Genomic DNA, 16479 nt, shown 5'->3' on the forward strand with positions numbered 1-16479 from the left:
GCGACGAGGATCCGTTACGCGGATTGCAACCTTTCCGCGGGGTGAGTGCGTTACTCCGGCGAAGTTGTCAGAGGAGGGGGTATGAAGGCACCGGACGACGCCGAGTTCACCGAGTTCGCCGCGACCACGATCCGGCGGCTGCGCAGAACGGCGTACCTGATGTGTGGCGACTGGCACCGGGCGGAGGACGCGGCGCAGGACGCGCTGGTGAAGGTGTACCGCCGCTGGCACCGGATCGACCGCACCCAAGGGCTGAACGGGTACGCGCACCAATGCCTGGTCACGGCCGTGTTCGACCAGTCCAGGAAACCGTGGCGGCGGGAGCGGCTCGTCGACGCCGACGAGAACACCGGGCCGCGGCCAGATCCGGTCGGCACCGTCGACGACCGGCTGCTCGTCGTCCAGGCACTCGGAGCGTTGCCGCCGAGTCAACGGACGTGCGTCGTACTGCGGCACTACGCCGACCTCAGCCTCGAACAGACCGCCGACATCCTCGGCATCGGCGTCGGCGGCGTGAAGAGCCAGACATCCCGCGGCCTCACCCGCCTCCGCGAACTTCTCGACCAGACTGAAAGGAGCGCCTCATGACCACGGACATCGAACGCTTGCTGGCCGCTGCCGCCGACGACTCCGAGCAGCCGCTGACCACCGGCGTCGACGATCTGCTCGTCCGTGCCCGGCGCTCCGTGCGGAAGACCCGGATCGCAACGATCTCCACGGCGGTCCTCACCACGGGCGTCATCATCGCCGGTGTCGCCACGTGGTCCGCGAACCGCAACGAGACCACCGGTCCGGCCGACGGCCCGAGGCTGACGCTGGATCCGGCTACCGGTCGCGTCATCAAGGACGAGGCCGGCGCGCAGGTCCAGGCGCCTCCGCCGGTCAGCCAGCTCAGCGACGCCGACCTGCGCGTCCAGTGCAAGCAGGCCGACAAGGAGTACGTCGACTTCTTGCGTGAGCACGGCGCCAACCCCCTCGACAAAGGTCAGCCGCTCGACGCCCGCTGGAAGGTCGTCGTGAAGGCCGGCACCGGCAACCGGGTGCAGGCGATGTTCCTGTCGCCGGACCAGTCCATCGTCAGCACCTGCACGTTGATGAGCGTCGGGCAGGCGCAGTCCTACGGCCGGGTCAGCACAAAGGCGGGCGCTTCGATCAAGGCCTCCGGCGGGGTGGCGAACCGGGTTCCGGACGGTGTCCGCGAGGTCCTGGTCGACGTCGACGGACAGACGGGGCCACGGCAGGCGCTCCTCGGCGAGAACGGCTTCTACTCGGTGGGATTCGACGCCTCGACCAGCGGACGGGTGCGGCAGGTCCGCGGGTACGACGAGCAAGGCCGCAAGGTCTTCGAGTACACGCGCCCCTCGCTCCCGACCGCGGCGACCGAAAGGCCCGTCCCGGACAGCGTCACGGTCAAGACCGCTGAGCCGATCACGCCGAACGTCGTACTCACCAAAGACCCGTTGACGGGGAAGGCTCTCGCTCCCCCGCCGCCGGTCAGTCCGCTGACCGACGAGCAGATCACCACGCGCTGCCGTCAAGTGGACGACATCTACTTCAATGGCAGCAGCGGAGCGCAGGATCCGCGGATCAAGGCGGCCGGCCCGGTCACGAAGGAGTGGCAGGTCGCGCTCAAGACGGGCATCGGCAACAAGCTCACCGCCGTACTGATCTCACCGGACAAGAAGGTGTACGCGTGGTGCCACATGCTGGCGTCGACGGCGAAGGGCGCGTACGACTACACGCGGAGCGCCGTACAGGCGAACGGGAAGTTCGCCGACGACTTCAGCTTCGGGATGGTGCCGGACGGGGTCGCGCAGATCGTCGTCGACCTGCCGAAGCAGGGCCCGACCCGCGCGCTGATCTCCAACGGTTACTACATCTGGGGCCTCACCGGCGGGAACTCAGACATCAAGAACGTCCGGGTTCGCGGGTACGACGCCCAGGGCAAGCAGGTGTACACCGCCAAGAAGGATGTGGACGCCGACTTCGACTAAGGCCTCAAGAAGATCTCCCGGTACACCTTGGCGAGTTTGTCCGGGGCGTGGTGGAGGTCGCGGTCCTCGTCGGCGATGTCGGCGATCACCAGCTCGGCCCCGAGGGCTTCCGCCGTACGGCGCAGCGACTCGGGGTCGGGCACGTGACCGGCGTCGGCGAGTACGACGTCGATCCGGAGATCCGGCGCGTGCCCGGCGAGCACCTCCAGATGCGTCTCGGGCGAGAACCCGTCGGTCTCCCCCTTCTGCTCTCCCAGATTCAGTGTCAGGAGCCGGCGGGCGCTGGTCTGCTCGAGACCGCGGCACAATGCCGGCACCAGCAGATTCGGGATGACGGACGTGAACCAGGACCCCGGGCCGACCACGACCCAGTCCGCTTCCGCGATCGCCACCAGGGCCTCGGGACAAGCCGGCGGGTCGGCCGGGTCCAGCGCGACGTCGACGACGTGCCCCTCGGTCGACGCCACCTCGGCCTGACCGCGGATCTCCGTGATCACCTCCGGATGCTCGGGATCCAGCCCGAGCACCCGCGCAGTGATGTCCAGCGGTACGGCGGACATCGGCAGCACCCGGCCCTCCGCGCCGAGCAGCCGGCCGACCCAATCGAGTCCTTCGACCGCCTCGCCGAGCAGCTCCCACAAAGCGACGATCAGCAGGTTGCCGACCGCGTGGTCGTGCAGCTCACCGTTGCTGCGGAAGCGATGCTGCAGTACGTCGGCCCACGTCCGGCCCCACTCGTCGTCACGGCACAGCGCGGCCAGCGCCATCCTCAGATCACCCGGCGGCAGTACGCCGAGCTCCTGGCGCAACCGCCCGGACGAGCCGCCGTTGTCGGCAACCGTGACGACCGCGGTCAGCTGATCGGTTACATGACGAAGCGCGGAAAGGGATGCGGCCAGGCCATGTCCCCCACCCAGTGCGACGACCCGGGGTGATCTTGTCACTCGCGTCCCAGATCCCGGTGTACCACTAACGTCGGTGACCCCTTCTCGCGCAGCCTGCGGGCGATCTCCTCCGCCATCGCGACACTGCGGTGCTTACCCCCGGTGCAGCCGATCGCGACGGTGACGAAGCGCTTGCCCTCGTTCAGGTAGCCGGTCCGCAGGGTGTCCAGCACGTCCACGTAGTTCTGCAGGAACTGCTGGGCCAGCGGATGGCCGAGCACGAAGTCTGACACAGGCTTGTCCTGCCCGGTCATCGGGCGCAGGTCGGGCTGCCAGTACGGGTTCGGGATGAAGCGCATGTCGGCCACCACGTCGGCGTCCACCGGGATGCCGTACTTGAACCCGAACGACACCACGGTCGCCCGCAGCTCCGCGTTCTCCTCGTCGCCGAAGGCATTCACGATCTTCGCGGCGAGCTGGTGGATGTTCAGGCTCGAGGTGTCGATCACCAGGTCGGCGCCGGCGCGGATGTCGCCGAGCAGCTCGCGCTCGCGCTGGATGCCGTCGAGCAACCGGCCCTCGCCCTGCAGCGGGTGCGGCCGGCGGACGCTCTCCTGCCGGCGCACGATGACGTCGTCGGACGCCTCGAGGAACAACGTCAGCGGCCGGTACCCCTTCAGCCGCAGGTCGTGGATCGCAGAGCTCAGCTCCTCGAAGAACAGGCCGGTCCGGACGTCGACGACGACCGCGAGCCGCGGCGCCGCGCCGGTCCCGACGACCTGCTCGACGAGCGTGGTCAGGAACATCGGCGGCAGGTTGTCCACCACGAACCAGCCGAGGTCCTCCAGTACGTCGGCGACCGAGCTCCGTCCCGCGCCCGACATACCGGACACGATGATGAGGTTGCCGCCTGTGTCGTCCATCAGTTCTCAGTTCTCCCTGGGTCCCCGTCAGCCAAGTCGGTCGAACGCTGTCCGGCCGGCGCCGGGACGTCGTCCCCCAGTATCTCGCCTGTGGCCGTGTTCACCGACGGAGCCCGGCCGGTTTCCGCCTTCGTTGCGGCAGCGTTAACCGCGAGTACGACGGACTCCGCCGTACGGCGCCCGAAACCGGGCAGCTCCGCCACCTCGTCGATCGTGGCCAGCCGCAACTTCTTCAGCGACCCGAAGTGCCGCAGCAGCGTCTTGCGACGGACCTCGCCGAGGCCCGGCACCTCGTCGAGGACGCTCTCGACCATCGACTTCGAACGCCGGTTGCGGTGGTGCGTGATCGCGAACCGGTGTGCCTCGTCCCGGAGCCGCTGCAGCAGGTAGAGGCCTTCCGACGTCCGCGAGAAGATCACCGGGTCTTCCTCGTCGGGCAACCACACCTCCTCGAGGCGCTTCGCCAGGCCGCAGACCGGGATGTCGCCGAGGCCGAGCTCGTCCATCGCCTGCCGGGCCGCCGCGACCTGCGGAGGACCACCATCGACGACCACGAGGCCCGGTGCGTACGAGAACTTCTTCGCCCGCCCGGTCTCCGGGTCGATCAGCGTGCCGCTCGGATCCTCGTCACCGGTCATCGTCGCGCGCTCGTCGAGCAGCCGCTTGAACCGGCGCGTCAGGACCTCGGCGATCGAGGCGACGTCGTTCTGCCCGTCGACGCCCTTGATCACGAACCGCCGGTACTCGCTCTTGCGCGGCAGGCCGTCCTCGAACACGACCATCGAGGCGACGACCTCGGTGCCCTGCAGGTTCGAGACGTCGTAGCACTCCAGCCGCAGCGGCGCTTCGGGCAGGTCGAGCGCGGCCTGGATCTCCTCGAGCGCCTGGTTGCGCGTGGTCAGGTCGCTGGCCCGCTTGGTCTTGTGCATCGTCAGCGTCTGCAGCGCGTTCCGCTCGACAGTCTCCATCAGCGCCTTCTTGTCGCCGCGCTGCGGGACCCGGATGTCCACCCGCGCGCCGCGCGTCGCCTCGAGCCACTCGGTCAGCGCGGCCGCGTCCTCGGGCATCGTCGGAACCAGGATCTCCCGCGGGATCGCTTCGGCCGAGTCCCCGGCGTACGTCTGCTGGATGAACCGGGACACCAGGTCGCCGGTGGACGCCGTACCGTCGGCCTTGTCCGCGATGAAGCCGCGTTCACCGCGGATCCGCCCGCCGCGGACGTAGAAGATCTGCACCGCGACCTCGAGCGGATCCTCGCTGAGCGCGATCACGTCCGTGTCGGTGCCGTCGCCGAGGACCACCGCGTTCTTGGCCAGCGCCTTCTCGAGGGCGGCCAGGTCGTCGCGGATCTTCGCGGCCCGCTCGTACTCGAGCTCGGCGGCCGCGGCCTGCATCTCCTTCTGCAGCCGACGCACGTACGTCGCGGTCTGGCCGGAGAGGAACGCGGCGAAATCGTCGACGATCTGCCGGTGCTCCTCCTGGGTCACTTGCCCCGTGCAGGGCGCGGCGCACTTGCCGATGTACCCGAGCAGACAGGGCCGGCCGATCTGGCGGTGCCGGTTGAACACGCCCTTGCTGCACGAGCGCATCGGGAACACCCGGAGCAGCAGGTCGACGGTCTCCCGGATCGCCCACGCGTGGCTGTACGGACCGAAGTACCGCACGCCCTTCTTCTTCTGGCCGCGGCCGACCATCACCCGCGGATACTCCTCGTTGAGGGTGATCGCGAGCCACGGGTACGACTTGTCGTCGCGGTACTTCACGTTGAAGCGCGGGTCGTACTCCTTGATCCAGGAGTACTCCAGTTGCAGCGACTCGACCTCGCTGCCGACCACGGTCCACTCGACCTTCGCGGCCGTCGTCACCATCGCCTGCGTGCGCGGGTGCAGGTTCACCAGATCCTGGAAGTACGACGACAGGCGCGCGCGCAGGTTCTTCGCCTTGCCGACGTAGATCACCCGGCCGCCGGAGTCGCTGAAACGGTAGACACCGGGCGAGTCGGGGATCGATCCCGGAGCAGGACGGTACGAGGACGGATCAGCCACCCAACCACCCTAGTTCGGCCCGCCGACAAATCCGGAATCGCGCGAAAGTTTCTACTGCTCATTCAATGACAGACTTGAAGGTATGAGAATCGAAGAACTGGATCGACTGATTCGCGCGTACGACGGTGTCCGGGTGCTCGAGGCCCAGGACGACCTGTTCTACCTGTACGACCCGGCTGCCGACCTTCCCCCGGAGCGGCAGCAACCGTTCGCCACCATTGTCACCGGTGACCACTACGAGAAAGTGTCCCGCCTCGACGAGCCCGGATCCTGGCGTCTCAACCTCGGGCTCACCAAGACGACGTACACCTCGCTGTTCGGACCGGTGCCGACCGAGCGCGACGCCGACTGGGTGCTCGAGTCGGGCCACGACTACGCCGCCCGTGACGTGTTGATGCCGCATCCGTTCTACGCCGCTCAGCACTGGGTCGCGATCGTAGACCCGACCGGTCTGGACCAGCTACTCCCGTTGATCGTGGAGGCGTACGAGTTCGCAGCGCGCAAGTATTCCAATCACCAGGCACGCGCTGTACCCCATTCCTAGGCAGCTGAAGTTTGCGGTCGTATTGCGGGTTGACCCATAAGGCTGAGTTGACCCCCGGCTGGGATGGGCGCGCTCCTTAGCGTGTGGACCAGGGTAGATGCGCAGGTCCTTTGCGTGAGGCAACAAGGCCTTGCGCTGACTCGAGGGAGTTCCGCCCATGTTCCCACCCCTTCGCAGATCACGCGCCTTATTCGGAGCCGCTGCTGCGTCCGCGCTCGCCGTCACCGGGATCGCCGCCACCGCGGCCGGTAGTGACGCGACGCAAACCGCTCCCGTGACGATCCGCGGCGCCGGCAGCTCGAACGCGATCCCCGGCAGCTACATCGTCGTTCTGGCCGGCCAGAACTCGCGGGCCCAGACCCGGGCCGCGACGCAGAGCCTGGCCTCGAGCTACGACGTCAAGATCAACAAGCAGTTCGACTCGTCGATCAAGGGCTTCTCCGCCGGCATGACCGAGGATCAGGCGAAGAAGTTGGCCGGTGACCAGCGGGTCGCGTTCGTCCAGCAGAACCAGAAGATCACGGTCAGCCAGGACAACCCGCCGTGGGGTCTGGACCGCGCCGACCAGCGCGACCTGCCGCTGGACAAGAAGTACGAGGCGTCGACCACCGCCGAGAACGTGAACGTCTACGTGATCGACACCGGGATCTACGCCGCCCACAAGGACTTCGGCGACCGCGCGTCGGTCGGCACCGACACGGTCGGCGACGGCCAGAACGGCGTCGACTGCATGGGCCACGGCAGCCACGTGGCCGGCACCATCGCGGGCACGACGTACGGCCTGGCCAAGGGCGCGAAGGTGGTCGGCGTCCGGGTGCTCGACTGCAAGGGCTCGGGCTCGACCGAGTCCGTGGTGGCCGGTATCGACTGGGTGACCAAGAACGCCAAGAAGCCGGCGGTCGCGAACATGAGCCTCGGCGGCGGCGCCGACGATGCGCTCGACGCGGCGGTCAAGGCCTCGATCGACTCCGGTGTCACGTACGCCGTTGCCGCCGGCAATGAAAGCGCGGACGCCTGCCAGAGCTCGCCGGCGCGGGAGCCCTCGGCGATCACCGTCGGCGCCACCGACGACCAGGACAAGCGCGCGGAGTTCTCGAACTTCGGCAAATGCGTGGACCTGTTCGCACCCGGCGTCGACATCACCTCGGTCGGCATCACCGACCCGGACGCCACCGCGAAGATGAGCGGTACGTCGATGGCCACGCCGCACGTCGCCGGCGGGGTCGCGCTGTACCTGGCCGACCACCCGGACGCCACCCCGGCCGACGTCGCCAAGGCGCTGGTCGACACCTCGACCGCCGACAAGGTCGGCGACCCGGGCACAGGCTCGCCGAACAAGCTCCTGTTCGTCGGGGCCGCCGACCAGTCCTGACCCTCTTCATGGGTTGACCCATGAGATGGGGGGTTCTCCACCCTGATTCCGGGTGGGGAACCCCCCATTTGCCTGGTGGACCCACCAATTTGACTGGTCAGCCCAGCAAATCGGTCAGGCGGACTCGACGATGTTGCCGCCCTCGACCTTCACGTTCACGGCCGGCAGCGCCGTCTGCGCCGGACCGCTGACCGGGCTGCCGTCGGTGATGCTGAAGTGGCTGTTGTGGAACGGGCAGACGATCTGACCGCCCTCCACCGAGCCGATCGGGTTGCCCTGGTGCGTGCACACCGCGGAGAAGCCCTTGTACTGCCCCGCGGTCGGCTGCGTCACCACGACCTTCGCGTCGGTGAACACCTTCCCGCCGCCGACCGGTACGTCGGACGCCGGGCCGAGCACCGCACCGCCACCGGCCGGCGCACTCGACGAAGGGGCACTCGACGAGGCGCTCGGCGCCGAGCTCGAGCCGCTTGCGGACGGCGTCGTACCGCCACCCGAGGCGTCGTCGCTGCCACCGCAGGCCGCGAGGATCGGCGCGCTGGCACCCGCGAGCGCGACCATCGCCGCGCAACGGAGCACCGACCTCCGGTCGCGCAGACCGTCGGCCGCCTTGGCCGTTCCATCGGCCTGTGGCGGGGTGGTGGCCGGTGCCATCGTGTCATCGCTCATGAACTGGACCTCCAGGAGCCTGCTGATCGAAGTAGTTGAACGCTATATACCGAGTCAAACGACCGGATAGGCCGAACGGTTCAACGCCGCCGGGATTGAACCGCGGTTTGAAGGTTCGCTGTGAATCAGCTGGCAATCCGCGTCACGATCCCAACCATGACCGGCTTCAGTCCGCAGGCGGCTGTTGCTGGTGGGGGTGCTGCTGGTGGGGTGCTGTTGCTGGTCTGACTGGGGCTGGAGCGGAGGCTGATCTGCCCGCCCGGCACACTTTAGTGGTGGGAGAGGCCTGGAGATGACTGGTGCGACGGACGACTCGACGGTTCTGAAGGCGATCGCGGACCTGGCGCCGATGTGGATGCCGGGATGTGTCGTCGACACCGCCGAGCGCACGGTCGAGGTCGGTTGGGGCCGCGGCGCGTTGCAGATGTCGGCCGTCGTCGGCCTCGGCGAGATCATCGATCGATGCCGTCAGCTTCCCCAGCAGCTCTGGGCGGAGCAGATCGAGGCCTGGCTGCGCGCGGTCGTCGCGGAGGGCGAGCTGGCCACGGAGGAACACCGGTTCGGCGACGTCGCCGTACGTCAGCGTGCGATGCTGCTGCAGCGCGGCTGGTCGGCGCGAACCTCCGGTCCGGTGGCCGACGCGTTGATCCCGTTCGGCGACCATTTCGAGGTCGTGGTGTTCATCGGCACCGGTGCGGACTACCGTCGGCTGACCGTCGTACGGCGCTCCATGCTCGGGCTCGGTGATCCCGACGTACCGTCGCCGGTGCAGTTGACGCTCGAGCACATCTCGGACCTGCGGCCCGTCGAGCACGACGGCTTCTCGGTGCTCTCCCGCGACGACGACCCGCTTGTGTCGATGGCGATCGTCGACCGCGAGAAGTTGTTGCCCCAGGCCTCCATCGGGCTGGGCGTCCTGGTCGGCGTACCGAGGTTGAGCAGTGTCGCGTTCTGCGCAGCCGATGCGGGACAGCAGGTCGCCGACCGGTTGGCGCAGTTCGTCGCCGACACCTACCGCGATGCGCCGGACCAGTGCAGCCCCGACCTGTACTGGTTGCAGGGCGACCGCATGGTTCAGGTGCCGGTCACGCTCGCGAAGCCGCCGGCAGTCATGCTGCCGGCGGCGTTGCTGCCGTCACCGCGCCGCACCTGGGTCCGGCACCTCTGGCAGCAACTCTTCCGCCGCTGACTCCCTGGTCAGCCTCGTCAGCCCGCGACGCGCTTCCTGGCAGCTGTCTTCTTCGCCGGCGCAGCCTTCTTGGCCGCGGTGCTCTTCTTGGCCCCGCCGTTCTTCGCGCCGGTGGTCTTCGCGACAGCGGTCTTCTTCGCGGCGGTGGTCTTCTTCGCAACCGCCTTCTTCGCCGGCACCGACTTCGCCGCTGCCTGCTTGGCGCTCGGCTTGGCCGCACGACCCCTGAGGATCTCGGCGAGGAACTGCCCGGTGTACGACGCGGGGTTGGCCGCGACATGCTCCGGCGTACCTTCCGCAACCAGGGTGCCGCCGCGACGTCCGCCGTCGGGGCCGAGGTCGATGATCCAGTCGGCGGTCTTGATGACGTCGAGGTTGTGCTCGATCACCAGCACCGAGTTGCCCTTGTCGACCAGACCGTTGAGAACGCCGAGCAGCTTGCGGATGTCCTCGAAGTGCAGACCCGTCGTCGGCTCGTCCAGCACGTACACCGTCCGGCCCGTCGACCGGCGCTGCAGCTCGGACGCCAGCTTGACGCGCTGCGCCTCACCACCGGACAGCGTCGGCGCGGGCTGACCGAGCCGCACATACCCGAGCCCGACCTCGACCAGCGTCTTCAAGTGCCGCGAGATCGCCGGGATCGCCGCGAAGAACTCCGCCGCCTCCTCGATCGGCATGTCCAGCACGTCCGCGACCGTCTTGCTCTTGTAGTGCACTTCGAGCGTCTCGCGGTTGTACCGGGCGCCGTGGCACACCTCGCACGGGACATACACGTCCGGCAGGAAGTTCATCTCGATCTTCAGCGTGCCGTCACCCGAGCAGGCCTCGCAGCGGCCGCCCTTCACGTTGAACGAGAAGCGACCCTGCTGGTACCCGCGGACCTTCGCCTCGGGCGTCTCCGCGAACAGCTTCCGGATGTGGTCCCACACGCCGGTGTACGTCGCCGGGTTGGACCGCGGCGTGCGGCCGATCGGCGACTGGTCGACGTGGATGACCTTGTCGACGAGCTCCATCCCGGAGATCTTCGTGTGCCGTCCGGGCACCGCCCGGGCGCCGTAGATCTGCCGCGCCAGTGACGTGTAGAGGATGTCGTTCACGAGCGTCGACTTACCCGACCCGGACACCCCGGTGACCGCGACGAACACCCCGAGCGGGATGGTCACGTCGAGATCCTTCAGGTTGTTCTGGCGCGCGCCGTACACGGTCAGCTCGCGGCCCTCGGTGAGCGGCCGCCGTACCGCCGGGATCGGGATCTCCCGGCGGCCCGACACGTAGGCGCCGGTGATCGAGTCCGGGTGGTTGCGCAGGTCCTCGACCGTGCCGGACACGACGACCTGGCCGCCGTGCTCACCGGCGCCCGGGCCGATGTCGACGACCCAGTCCGCGTGGTCGATGGTGTCCTCGTCGTGCTCGACGACGATCAGCGTGTTACCGAGCTCCTTGAGCCGAACCAGCGTGTCGATCAGCCGCCGGTTGTCCCGCTGGTGCAGGCCGATCGACGGCTCGTCGAGCACATACAGTACGCCGACCAGTCCCGAACCGATCTGCGTCGCCAGCCGGATCCGCTGCGCCTCACCGCCGGACAGCGAACCCGCCGGCCGGCTCAGCGCCAGGTAGTCTAGGCCGACGTCGAGCAGGAACCGCAGCCGCTCGCCGATCTCCTTGACCACGCGCTCCGCGATCTGCTTCTCGCGCGGGCTCAGCTCCATCTGCGACAGGAAGCCGTGCACCTCGTCGATCGACATCGCGCTGATCTCGGCGATGTTCTTCCCGCCGAGCGTGACCGCCAGCGAGATCGGCTTCAGTCGCGCGCCGTTGCAGGCCAGGCACGGCACCTCGCGCATGTACTCCTCGAAGCGCTCCCGCCCGGTGTCGCTCGACGCCTCCGCGTGCCGTCGCTCGACGTACGGGATGACGCCTTCGAAGCTCGTGTAGTACGACCGCTCGCGGCCGTAGCGGTTCTGGTACGAGACGTGGACCTGCTTGTCGTGACCGGTGAGCAGCGCCTTCTTCGCCTTCGCCGGCAGCTCCCCGAACGGCGTGCTGGTCTTGAACTTCAGGTCCTTCGCCAGCGCCTCCAGCAACCGCTCGAAGTACTGCGAGACGTTCTGCCCCGCCCACGGCTGGATCGCGCCCTCGTCGAGTGACTTCGACGGGTCCGGGACCAGCAGCTCCGGGTCGACCTCCATCCGGGTCCCGAGACCGGTGCAGACCGGGCAGGCGCCGTACGGCGAGTTGAACGAGAACGACCGCGGCTCGAGCTCGTCGATCGCGAGCGGGTGATCGTTCGGGCAGGCGAGCTTCTCGGAGAACCGGCGCTCGCGGTGCGGGTCGTCCTCCGGCAGGTCGACGAAGTCCAGCACGAGGAGCCCGCCGGCCAGACCGAGCGCGGTCTCGACCGAGTCGGTGAGCCGCTGCTTGGCGGAGCTCTTCACCGCCAGCCGGTCGACGACGACGTCGATGTTGTGTTTCTTCTGCTTGTCGAGCTTCGGCGGGTCGGTGAGCTGGATCGTCTCCCCGTCGACCCGGGCCCGGGACAGGCCCTGACCGGTCAGCTGGCGGAAGAGGTCCAGGTACTCCCCCTTGCGGCCGCGGACGACCGGCGCGAGCACCTGGAACCGGGTGCCCTCCTCCAGCTCGAGCACCCGGTCGACGATCTGCTGCGGCGTCTGGCGCGCGATCGGCTCACCGCACTCCGGGCAGTGCGGCCGCCCGGCGCGGGCGAACAGCAGCCGGAGATAGTCGTACACCTCGGTGATCGTGCCGACGGTGGACCGCGGGTTCCGCGAGGTGGACTTCTGGTCGATCGAGACGGCCGGCGACAGCCCCTCGATGAAGTCGACGTCCGGCTTGTCCATCTGGCCGAGGAACTGCCGCGCGTACGCCGAGAGCGACTCGACGTACCGCCGCTGGCCCTCGGCGAAGATCGTGTCGAAGGCCAGGCTGGACTTCCCGGACCCGGACAGGCCGGTGAAGACGATCATGGCGTCCCGCGGCAGGTCGACCGAGACGTCTTTCAGGTTGTGCTCACGCGCTCCGCGCACGATCAGACGGTCAGACACAAGCTCACTCTCAGCCGTTCTCGAGGGGTTCCGGGTGCAGCTCTGGATGGATCTCTGGCATGCCCGGTCATGCTAACGAGGCCCACCGACAAAAACTTCCGCCTGCTGGATCCGGAAGCCTCTTCGAAAGTATATTCGATCGCCGCGGGTGGTCGCTGCACCGGTGGTCAGGAGGTGCGAGGATCGGCGTGTCACCGAGATCAGGGAGAGGCGAGATGCCGGAGTACCACGGGAACGTGAAGGTCGGCGGGGCAGCGCAGACGCACGAGCTGGCCCACTTGATGATCACCAAGGTCGCGGTCGGGCCGATGGACAACAACGCGTACCTGTTGCGCTGCCGGCACACCGACGAGCAGGTGCTGATCGACGCCGCGAACGAAGCGGACACCCTGCTGCGGCTGATCGGTGACGGCGGCCTCGCGCGGGTGATCACCACGCACCGCCACCAGGACCACTGGGAGGCGCTCGCCGAGGTCGTCGCCCGCACCGGCGCCACCACGGTCGCCGGCCGGTACGACGCCGAGGGCATCCCCGTCCCCACCGACGAGCCCGTCGACGACGGCGACCACATCGCCGTCGGTCAGTGCAGCCTCCGCGTCATCCACCTCGTCGGCCACACCCCCGGGTCGATCGCACTCCTGTACGACGACCCCGACGGCGCACCCCACCTCTTCACCGGCGACTCCCTGTTCCCCGGCGGCGTCGGCAACACCCAGGGCGACGCCGAGCGCTTCACCTCACTCCTGAACGACGTCGAGACCAAACTCTTCGCCGACCTCCCCGACGAAACCTGGGTCTACCCCGGCCACGGCTCCGACACCACCCTCGGCACCGAACGCCCCAACCTCCCCGAATGGCGCACCCGCGGCTGGTAACCACCCGACCTGCTCGCGGTGGGGCAGTGCACCTGAACTGGTGGCGTTGAACAGGAAATAGCAGGTCTCCACCCACCACTTCCTGTCTCCACCCATATCAGATCTGGGAGCGGGCTGCTTCGATCTGTTCGGTGATCTTTCGGGCGCCGGATGTGGTGGCGAGGGTGGTGGCTTCGGTGGCGAGGGTGCGGGCGTCTTCGGGGCGGTTCTGGGCTATTGCCAGGTAGATGAGGCCGACCAGGTTGGCGGCGACGCCGGCGGTGAAGTTGAGGGTGCGGCGGAGTGCGGTGGACTCCTCCAACAGGTCGCGGGCCTTGGCGTAGTCGTCGGCCATGTGGGCGGCGATGCCCAGGTGGCGGAGGGCGTAGGAGAGGGTTAGTGGGTCGCCGGTCTTGCGGGACAGGTCGGCGGCCTGGGTGAGGAAGGGGACGGCGGTCGGGTTGTCGTCGCGGACGACCTGGTGAAAGCAGCCGATCCAGAACAAGGCCTCGGCCTCACCGCGCTCGTCGCCGACGATGCGGAACAGGTCGGCCGCACGCTGGAAGTACGCCAACTCCTCCACCGGCTCGACCTGCGATTGCAGGAAGCGGCAGTGCAGGATCCGGCCACGTTGCACGAACAGCCGGGCCTCGACCGCGTCCAGCGCACGATCCGCGTCGGGCAGACCGTCGTACTCGCCGTTGAAGACCGCCAGCTCGTACAGTCCGTCGACCTGCCGCATGAGTTCGTCCATCCGCCGATCCTAGGATGCCTGCATGACCGGCTTCGCGGAGTATGAGCCCGGGGCCGCCCGAAAGACAACCGACGTTGTGGTGCGACCGGCCGCGGCGGCGGATCTCACGACCTGCGCCGAGCTGATCGTCACGCGAACCGGCGGGTCGGTCGACGAACGACGGAGCAAGCTCCAGGCCGACCTCCAGAACCCCGATCGGTACACCGCCGTCGCAGAGATCGATGGTGAAGTCGTCGGGTACGGCGCCGTGATCCGGCACCAGATCTCCCCCGCCGACCCGCCCACAACGGCCCCGGACGGGTACTACCTGATCGGGCTCATCGTCTCGAACGAGTGGCGGCGCCACGGTATCGGCGACCTGCTCACCCAGGACCGCATCCGCTGGACCACCGACCGCGCAGACGAGATCTACACCTTCGTCAACCTCGCCAACGGCGCCATTCTCGACCTCACCCGCCGCTTCGGGTTCACCGAGGTCACCCGCGACTTCACCTTCCCGAACGCGCCCCTCAAACCAGGCACCTGCGTCCTCCTGCGCGCCGAGCTCAATCGGTGAGTTCGGCCGGGTAGGCGATCACGTCCACGAGCGCGTTGTTCCGGATCGCGGTGATCTCGGTACGGCGTGCGATCGCGTCCTCGAACAACTGACGCTGCAGAGACTGAGCATCCCGAAGCGGTACGCCGTTCACGGCCAGGACGAGATCGCCCTGCCGTAGACCCGCTGCCGCCGCCGGACTGGCCGGAATCACCTCGACGACCCGCAGAGCCGAGCGCTGATCGAACCGTTCCGCGAGCGCCGGCTGCAGCGGGGCGGGCTTGGTCACGAGCCCGAGGTACGCGCGTCGCACGCGGCCGTCGTGCAGCAGCGAGTAGATGATCCGGCGCGTGGTCTGGTTGACCGGCACCGCGAGACCCAGTCCGATCCCGGCCACCGCGGTGTTGATCCCGATCACCCGCCCGTTGCCGTCGGCAAGCGCCCCGCCGGAGTTGCCCGGGTTCAGCGCGGCGTCGGTCTGGATCACGTCCTCGATGATGCGCTGAGCCGAGCCACTCCGCACCGGCAACGACCGGCCCAGCGCACTCACCACGCCGGCCGTCACGCTCCCGGCCAGGCCGAGCGGATTACCGACGGCAACCACCAGGTTCCCGACCTTCAGCACGTCCGCGTCGCCGTACTCCGGCGGATCAGGAATCTCCCGGTCGGCCCGCAGTACGGCGAGGTCGGACAGCCGGTCCACCCCGACCACCCGGGCCTGCGCCGTCGTACCGTCCGCGAACTCGGCCGACGCCTCGACGCCGTCGCCGACCACGTGCGCGTTCGTGAGCAGGTGCCCGTCGCCGGTCAGGACGACGGCGGAGCCGGACGAGTCGCCGCGCCGGCTGTGGATCCGCAGGCTCGCGACCCGCGGGATCAAGTGTGCGGCCACGCCCGAGACCACCCGGGAGTAGGCGTCCAGTACGTCGTCCCCGGCCACCCCGTCGGCAATCTCGTCAGCCATCGCTCTCGCCTCCTGAATTACATCATTACACCGAAGACAACCACGTGAACCCGACCACAGAACTGACCGATCGGTTGAAAACTGGCCGATCGGTCAGTCATGATGCATGACATGGCAGCTACCACCCCGGCACGGGAACGGACCAGGCGCGAGATCGTGCGTCAGGCAATGGACCTGTTCCAGGCCGGCGGCTACAACGCGACGTCACTGCAGGACATCGCGACCGCGGCCGGTTGCTCCAAGGCCACCGTGCTGTACCACTTCAGCGGCAAGCCCGCCGTCCTGGCCGCCGTCCTCGAGCCGGCCGCCGCCGACGTGGCCGCACTCGTCAAGGCCGCCGCCGAGCTGTCCCGCGCCGACGCACAGGAGCTCGCCATCCAGAGCTTCATCGATCTCGCCGTCGTCCATCGCGGCGTGGTCGACGTCCTCCAGGACATCCTCCCGGTGATCGAGCAGATGCCCGAGGTCGCGCAACTCGTTGCCGACGGCATGCAACTCTCGAACTACCTCGCCGGGTCCGACGACCCGCTCGAGCAGGACCTGGCGAAGTTCGCCATCAACGGCCTGCTCGGCGAGTGCCGGCACGCGCAGGAACGCACCGACGACGACCTCCGAAGACTCTGCGACATCGCCCTGCGGAGAATCCTCCGCCGCGCCTGAGCCCCGACCCGACTCCCCCGCCGCCACGGG

15 protein-coding genes are annotated in these 16479 nt (G+C 68.4%); 8 read left to right on the plus strand and 7 right to left on the minus strand.

Annotation, left to right across the window (positions count from 1 at the left end; all coding sequences use genetic code 11):
* Positions 1 to 81 precede the first annotated feature (81 nt).
* Both EV651_RS32645 and EV651_RS32650 read left to right on the plus strand, forming a co-directional pair.
* A complete protein-coding gene (locus tag EV651_RS32645; protein ID WP_133789119.1) occupies positions 82 to 588 on the plus strand; it encodes a SigE family RNA polymerase sigma factor in 507 nt (168 codons plus the stop codon).
* The gene (locus EV651_RS32650) at positions 585 to 1994 is read left to right on the plus strand and encodes a hypothetical protein (protein ID WP_133789120.1); all 1410 of its coding nucleotides are present in this window, start codon (positions 585 to 587) and stop codon (positions 1992 to 1994) included. Before EV651_RS32645 ends, EV651_RS32650 begins: the two co-directional genes overlap by 4 nt.
* Here EV651_RS32650 and yvcK read toward each other — a convergent pair.
* From yvcK to uvrC, 3 genes are read right to left on the minus strand one after another with little or no spacing between them, the layout of a single operon-like run.
* Positions 1991 to 2938, minus strand: a complete 948-nt coding sequence (gene yvcK, locus EV651_RS32655; RefSeq protein ID WP_133789121.1) for a uridine diphosphate-N-acetylglucosamine-binding protein YvcK — start codon at positions 2936 to 2938, stop codon at positions 1991 to 1993. The genes EV651_RS32650 and yvcK overlap by 4 nt on opposite strands.
* A complete protein-coding gene (gene rapZ / locus EV651_RS32660) occupies positions 2935 to 3801 on the minus strand; it encodes an RNase adapter RapZ (RefSeq protein ID WP_130385510.1) in 867 nt (288 codons plus the stop codon). Before rapZ ends, yvcK begins: the two co-directional genes overlap by 4 nt.
* Positions 3801 to 5846 carry an excinuclease ABC subunit UvrC gene (gene uvrC / locus EV651_RS32665; protein WP_133789122.1) on the minus strand — a complete coding sequence of 682 codons (2046 nt, stop codon included), beginning with the start codon at positions 5844 to 5846 and terminating at the stop codon, positions 3801 to 3803. The genes rapZ and uvrC overlap by 1 nt, the downstream gene beginning before the upstream one ends.
* Before the next feature lie 82 nt (positions 5847 to 5928).
* Between uvrC and EV651_RS32670 the strand changes: the two genes are divergently transcribed.
* Together EV651_RS32670 and EV651_RS32675 are read left to right on the plus strand one after the other, a co-directional pair.
* Positions 5929 to 6390 carry a DUF6194 family protein gene (locus tag EV651_RS32670; protein ID WP_133789123.1) on the plus strand — a complete coding sequence of 154 codons (462 nt, stop codon included), beginning with the start codon at positions 5929 to 5931 and terminating at the stop codon, positions 6388 to 6390.
* A 157-nt stretch (positions 6391 to 6547) separates the two neighbouring features.
* Positions 6548 to 7762, plus strand: a complete 1215-nt coding sequence (locus EV651_RS32675; RefSeq protein ID WP_133789124.1) for a S8 family peptidase — start codon at positions 6548 to 6550, stop codon at positions 7760 to 7762.
* 114 nt (positions 7763 to 7876) lie between these two features.
* Here EV651_RS32675 and EV651_RS32680 read toward each other — a convergent pair whose 3' ends face one another.
* Positions 7877 to 8431, minus strand: coding sequence for a Rieske (2Fe-2S) protein (locus EV651_RS32680; protein ID WP_238157331.1), 555 nt, complete (start codon positions 8429 to 8431; stop codon positions 7877 to 7879).
* A 292-nt stretch (positions 8432 to 8723) separates the two neighbouring features.
* Here EV651_RS32680 and EV651_RS32685 point away from each other — a divergent pair, with 292 nt between their 5' ends.
* Positions 8724 to 9620, plus strand: coding sequence for a hypothetical protein (locus EV651_RS32685; RefSeq protein WP_133789125.1), 897 nt, complete (start codon positions 8724 to 8726; stop codon positions 9618 to 9620).
* Between the two features lie 17 nt (positions 9621 to 9637).
* Here the strand turns inward: EV651_RS32685 and uvrA are convergent, their stop codons facing one another.
* Complete coding sequence (gene uvrA / locus EV651_RS32690; RefSeq protein WP_133789126.1) at positions 9638 to 12682, minus strand: excinuclease ABC subunit UvrA; 3045 nt, start codon at positions 12680 to 12682, stop codon at positions 9638 to 9640.
* Positions 12683 to 12897: 215 nt separating this feature from the next.
* Between uvrA and EV651_RS32695 the strand changes: the two genes are divergently transcribed.
* Positions 12898 to 13557: an MBL fold metallo-hydrolase gene (locus EV651_RS32695; RefSeq protein ID WP_133789127.1), complete on the plus strand. Its 660-nt coding sequence runs from the start codon at positions 12898 to 12900 to the stop codon at positions 13555 to 13557.
* 97 nt (positions 13558 to 13654) lie between these two features.
* Here EV651_RS32695 and EV651_RS32700 read toward each other — a convergent pair whose 3' ends face one another.
* On the minus strand, positions 13655 to 14290 hold the full coding sequence (locus EV651_RS32700) for a tetratricopeptide repeat protein (RefSeq protein WP_133789128.1): 636 nt from the start codon (positions 14288 to 14290) through the stop codon (positions 13655 to 13657).
* A gap of 22 nt (positions 14291 to 14312) precedes the next feature.
* Here EV651_RS32700 and EV651_RS32705 point away from each other — a divergent pair, with 22 nt between their 5' ends.
* Complete coding sequence (locus EV651_RS32705) at positions 14313 to 14846, plus strand: GNAT family N-acetyltransferase (protein WP_133789129.1); 534 nt, start codon at positions 14313 to 14315, stop codon at positions 14844 to 14846.
* Here the strand turns inward: EV651_RS32705 and EV651_RS32710 are convergent.
* Positions 14836 to 15789 carry a S1C family serine protease gene (locus tag EV651_RS32710; protein ID WP_133789130.1) on the minus strand — a complete coding sequence of 318 codons (954 nt, stop codon included), beginning with the start codon at positions 15787 to 15789 and terminating at the stop codon, positions 14836 to 14838. The genes EV651_RS32705 and EV651_RS32710 overlap by 11 nt on opposite strands.
* Before the next feature lie 111 nt (positions 15790 to 15900).
* On the opposite strand from EV651_RS32710, the gene EV651_RS32715 reads away from it, so the two are divergent.
* Positions 15901 to 16449 carry a TetR/AcrR family transcriptional regulator gene (locus tag EV651_RS32715; protein ID WP_133789131.1) on the plus strand — a complete coding sequence of 183 codons (549 nt, stop codon included), beginning with the start codon at positions 15901 to 15903 and terminating at the stop codon, positions 16447 to 16449.
* Positions 16450 to 16479 lie beyond the last annotated feature (30 nt).

The sequence above is a fragment of the Kribbella sp. VKM Ac-2571 genome (assembly GCF_004362255.1).
GTDB classification, from domain to species: domain Bacteria; phylum Actinomycetota; class Actinomycetes; order Propionibacteriales; family Kribbellaceae; genus Kribbella; species Kribbella pratensis.